This window comes from Mesorhizobium sp. M7A.F.Ca.CA.001.08.2.1 (assembly GCF_003998455.1).
GTDB classification, from domain to species: Bacteria; Pseudomonadota; Alphaproteobacteria; order Rhizobiales; family Rhizobiaceae; genus Mesorhizobium; species Mesorhizobium ciceri.
The window spans coordinates 1-4,162 of sequence record NZ_RZPW01000574.1; the positions used below are offsets into that span (position 1 = coordinate 1).

At 63.1% G+C, this 4,162-nt stretch carries 4 protein-coding genes, 2 tRNA genes and 1 pseudogene; 3 read left to right on the top strand and 4 right to left on the bottom strand.

The genetic code is table 11. The features are described from left to right. Window positions 1-618: N-acetyltransferase (locus tag EN914_RS26570; RefSeq protein ID WP_164778923.1), on the top strand; the 618-nt coding region annotated here is incomplete at its 5' end. Here the strand turns inward: EN914_RS26570 and EN914_RS26575 are convergent. Next, a tRNA-Val gene (locus tag EN914_RS26575) sits at window positions 606-681 on the bottom strand. The genes EN914_RS26570 and EN914_RS26575 overlap by 13 nt on opposite strands. Window positions 682-897: 216 nt before the next feature. Here EN914_RS26575 and EN914_RS26580 point away from each other — a divergent pair. Next, window positions 898-974, top strand: a tRNA-Asp gene (locus EN914_RS26580). A 144-nt stretch (window positions 975-1,118) separates the two neighbouring features. Here the strand turns inward: EN914_RS26580 and rbsK are convergent. The 3 genes from rbsK to EN914_RS26595 are packed head-to-tail and all read right to left on the bottom strand — an operon-like array spanning window position 1,119 to window position 3,585. Next, complete coding sequence (gene rbsK, locus EN914_RS26585) at window positions 1,119-2,048, bottom strand: ribokinase (protein WP_024504586.1); 930 nt, start codon at window positions 2,046-2,048, stop codon at window positions 1,119-1,121. 4 nt (window positions 2,049-2,052) lie between these two features. Beyond that, the gene (locus EN914_RS26590) at window positions 2,053-2,505 is read right to left on the bottom strand and encodes an RbsD/FucU family protein (protein WP_013532181.1); all 453 of its coding nucleotides are present in this window, start codon (window positions 2,503-2,505) and stop codon (window positions 2,053-2,055) included. A 21-nt stretch (window positions 2,506-2,526) separates the two neighbouring features. Beyond that, entirely contained in the window at window positions 2,527-3,585 is a 1,059-nt protein-coding gene (locus EN914_RS26595) for an ABC transporter ATP-binding protein (RefSeq protein ID WP_024504587.1), read from the bottom strand. Window positions 3,586-3,874: 289 nt separating this feature from the next. Between EN914_RS26595 and EN914_RS26600 the strand changes: the two are divergent. Beyond that, window positions 3,875-4,162 (top strand): annotated as a pseudogene (locus EN914_RS26600) (sugar ABC transporter substrate-binding protein); the annotation flags it as partial.

Here is a 4,162-nt window from a genome sequence, read left to right on the forward strand (position 1 = left end):
GCCATGATCTGCCTCAAGACCGGTGATGCCGGCCAGGATGCAACCGGTCGCGAAGACGCTCCGGATCTGTTGGGCCAGATCTACACCATCCCCTACCAGGTGCTGGAGCCCGACCTCGCCTTCATCGTCGATGGGCCAACGGGCGCCGCGGGCTATCTGCTGGGTGCAAAAGACACAAAGGCTTTCAATGCCGGCTTGGCCGCAAAGTGGTATCCGCGCCTTCGCGCGCAGGTGACCGATCCCGGACCCGACCGCGCACGCTGGAGCGGCAGCGACTGGGCTCGCCACCAGATCCATCATCGCGACTTCACCATTCCGCCGGCCTTGGCTGCCTACCCTTCGCACGGTCATATCGACCTGTTGCCGCAAGCGCGTGGAAAAGGCATCGGCCGGCGGGCAATGGCTTTTCTCGAGCAAAGGCTCGCCGCGCTCGGATCACGCGGGCTTTGCCTCGAAGTGATGCCGGACAATCACAACGCGCTGCGCTTCTACAGGGCCATCGGATTCGCAGTGTTGCGGGAGCCGGGATTGCCGGACCACAGCATCTATGTCGCCAAACGGCTGACAACCGCACCGGAGATCGTGCGCACCGGAGATCGTGTGAATGGTGGGCGATGACGGGCTCGAACCGCCGACATCTTCGGTGTAAACGAAGCGCTCTACCAACTGAGCTAATCGCCCGCTCCGGGCCGGACCTTTAAGCGGTCAGGGTCCGCTTCGCAAGGCCAAATGAGCGCAGGACGCCCTGGTTGGATGCCGGTTTTGCCAACAAAACGCCGGCTGTCAAAAAACCTTCTCCTGTTTGCTGTTATGATGGTTTGGTGCGCTTGACACCCGGTGGCGAACCCCTTATCCAGCGCCCCAACGACGAACACGGCTGACACGTGTTCGCCATGCGCGGGTGTAGCTCAGTTGGTTAGAGTGCCGGCCTGTCACGCCGGAGGTCGCGGGTTCGAGCCCCGTCACTCGCGCCATTTCTCTCAAGGGTATCAAGCCCTTGGCTTTGGAGAAATGTCGACATTGATTGTCAAAAATGTTGTCTTGCAAGGACCTGAGGTCCAAGAGACCTGAGGTCACTCAGGTCCGTTCGGCCCGTGCAGACGTCTTGCCGCGCAAGATCATCCTCTCGCCAGCAGCGCCTCGACCTCCTGCAGCGTCGGCATGGATGGCGCAGTTCCTGGCCGGGTCACCGAGATTCCGGCGACGGCGCAAGCGAAGCGCACCGCCTGCAGCGGCTCCACGCCCCTCGAAAGTGCAGCGGCAAGCCCGCCATTGAAGGCATCGCCTGCCCCCGTGGTTTCGACCACCGGGCCGGCGCTGACGGCTGGAACGTGGTCGGAGCGATCTTTCGAGTGCAAAAGCGCGCCCTTGTCGCCGAGCGTGACGATGACTGTGCCGACCCCCTTTTTGAGCAGACTGTCGGCGGCCGCTCGCGCCTCGTCGACCGAGGACACCTTCATCCCGGTCAGTTCCTCCGTCTCGGTCTCGTTGGGTGTGAAGTAGTCGCAGAGCGTGTAGATGCGGTCGGGAAGCTTTGCCGCAGGGGCCGGATTGAGGATCGTCGTCACCCCTGCCCTACGCGCGATCTCCAACGCCCGCATGGCTGCTTCGATCGGCTGTTCGAGCTGCGTGACAAAGACGCCGGCATTGCTGATCAATGCGGCATTGGCTTCGATATCGGCTGGAGAGATCAGCATGGCAGCACCGGGGCTGACGATGATGGCGTTGTTGCCGGTCGTCTCCTCGACGAAGATGTAGGCCGCGCCGGTGTAGCTTTCCGGCGTATCGATGACGGCATCCTTGACGCCCGCCTGCGCCCAGGTCTGCCTGGCCATGTCGGCGAAGGGATCGACGCCGAGGCGGGTGAGGAAGGTGACGTCGGCGCCGAGCTTGCCGGCGGCCACCGCCTGGTTCGAGCCCTTGCCGCCGGGACCCAGCGCGAAGGATGTGCCGAGGATCGTTTCGCCCATGCGCGGCTGCCGCTGCGCCCTGTAGGCGGTGTCGGCGACGAACACACCCAATATGACGACCGGCTTGCCCGAAGCCATGCCGCTACTCCGCATCCGGCGGCACGACGCCCTTGCGGAAGGCGAAGCAGCCATAGAAGCGGCGTTCGCCGGTCTGGATGACACAATAGGCTTGTTTGGCGCGCTCGTAGAAGGCGTAGCGCTCGACCGCGATCATCGGCCACGACTTGCCCTCGGCCTTATCGACTTCCTTCTGCACTTCCTTCTGCACTGCAGGAATCTCGTCCGGCTTGTCGACGATTTCCATGCGCGCGGCCGAATCGTCGACGAACGTGTCGAGCGGGTAGAGCGACAGCACCGCCTTGACCACTTGCGCGGCCGAGGCATCGATGCGCAGCACGCGGCCGAGCGCCGTCTGGCGCGCCACCGAATCGGACGGAAAATTGGTGTCGGCGATGATCAGATCATCGCCATGCCCCATTGCCCGCAATGCCTGCAGCACGTCGGCATTGAGCAGCGGGTTGATGCCTTTGAGCATGGTATTCCTCGTGAGTTGGGATCAGAGACGCTTGCCGGTCTCTGCGTCGAAAAGATGGATCTGGTCGAGCCTTGGCTTCAGCTTCAGCGTATCGCCCGGCTTGAAGTCGTGGCGCTCGCGAAACAGCGCCACCATCTCGCCTTCGCCGAAGCGCAGGAACACCAGCGTTTCCGAGCCGGTCGGCTCGACCACCGAAATCTTCGCCGGCACGCCGTCGGGATGGATCTCGAGGTGCTCCGGTCGCACGCCATAGACGACCGCTTGACCGTCCTGCGCGGCATTGCCCGATCCGATCGGGAACAGCGTGCCTGCGATGTCGACACCGGGCTTGTCGCCCTTGCGCATGGTGCCCTTGAGCAGGTTCATCGAAGGCGAGCCGATGAAGCCGGCGACAAACAGGTTGGCCGGGCGGTCGAACAGTTCCAGCGGCGCGCCGACCTGCTCGATGCGGCCGTCGCGCATGACAACGATCTTGTCGGCCATGGTCATGGCCTCGATCTGGTCGTGGGTGACGTAGATGGTGGTGGTCTTCAGCCTCTGGTGCAGTTCCTTGATCTCGGTGCGCATCTGCACGCGCAGCTTGGCGTCGAGATTGGACAGCGGCTCGTCGAACAGGAACACCTGCGGATTGCGCACGATGGCGCGGCCCATGGCCACGCGCTGGCGCTGGCCGCCGGAAAGCTGGCGGGGATAGCGCTTCAGATAGGGGTTGAGGTCGAGGATGTCGGCGGCGCGCTTGACCCGCTCGGCGACCACGGCCGGATCGGTTTTCCTGAGCTTGAGCGCGAAGGCCATGTTCTGCTCGACCGTCTTGTGCGGATAGAGCGCATAGTTCTGGAACACCATGGCGATGTCGCGCTTGGCCGGCGGCAGATGATTGACGACGCGGTCGCCGATGGCGATCGTGCCGGCGGAGACGGTCTCCAGCCCGGCCACCATCCTGAGCAGCGTGGACTTGCCGCAACCCGAGGGGCCAACCAGCACCACGAACTGTCCGTCTGCGATGTCGACGCTGACTTCGTGCAGAACCTTGACCGTTCCAAAGGCCTTGGCCACCTTGCTGATCGCGACTTGCGCCATGTCTCCCCCATCGGCTCCATTAGCCGTAGGCGCAGAAGCTAACCAACGCGACCTGCCAGGGCAAGTCGGTCCCTTATAGATAAAAACCCGCTCTCGTTGACACGGCGTTGGGTTGTGAGAATAGTGGCAGGCGCTGGTCAAAATGTCGGTGCCCGATCCGCAATCGGAACTTCAATCGACGCAGGGTGGGGTCCTGCCTAATTCGTTTCCGAAACGGGAGCATCGTTGGCGCTCCGGCGTCCGACAGTTGGCCGATTTATTCACACTGATGTTCTGGGAGGAATAGGCGATGAGAACGGGTCTTTACGACAAACTGGTTCGAGCCGGCGCCACAAGGCGCGACATATTGAAGGGTGCGGCAAGCATGGCCGCGATCGCAGCCGCATCCGGCGCCGGACTTGGCGCCTTGACGCGCCCGGCCTCCGCGGCAAGCGAATTGCGCACAAAAATCCTGCAGATCCCCGGCGTCGGCAAAGGCCAGCCGACGGACGCCGATTTCCAGAAGGTCGGTGAACTCTGCCTCGAAGCCACCAAGGCCAATGTCAAGGAAGGCGAATTCGCCGGCGTCGAGCTGACC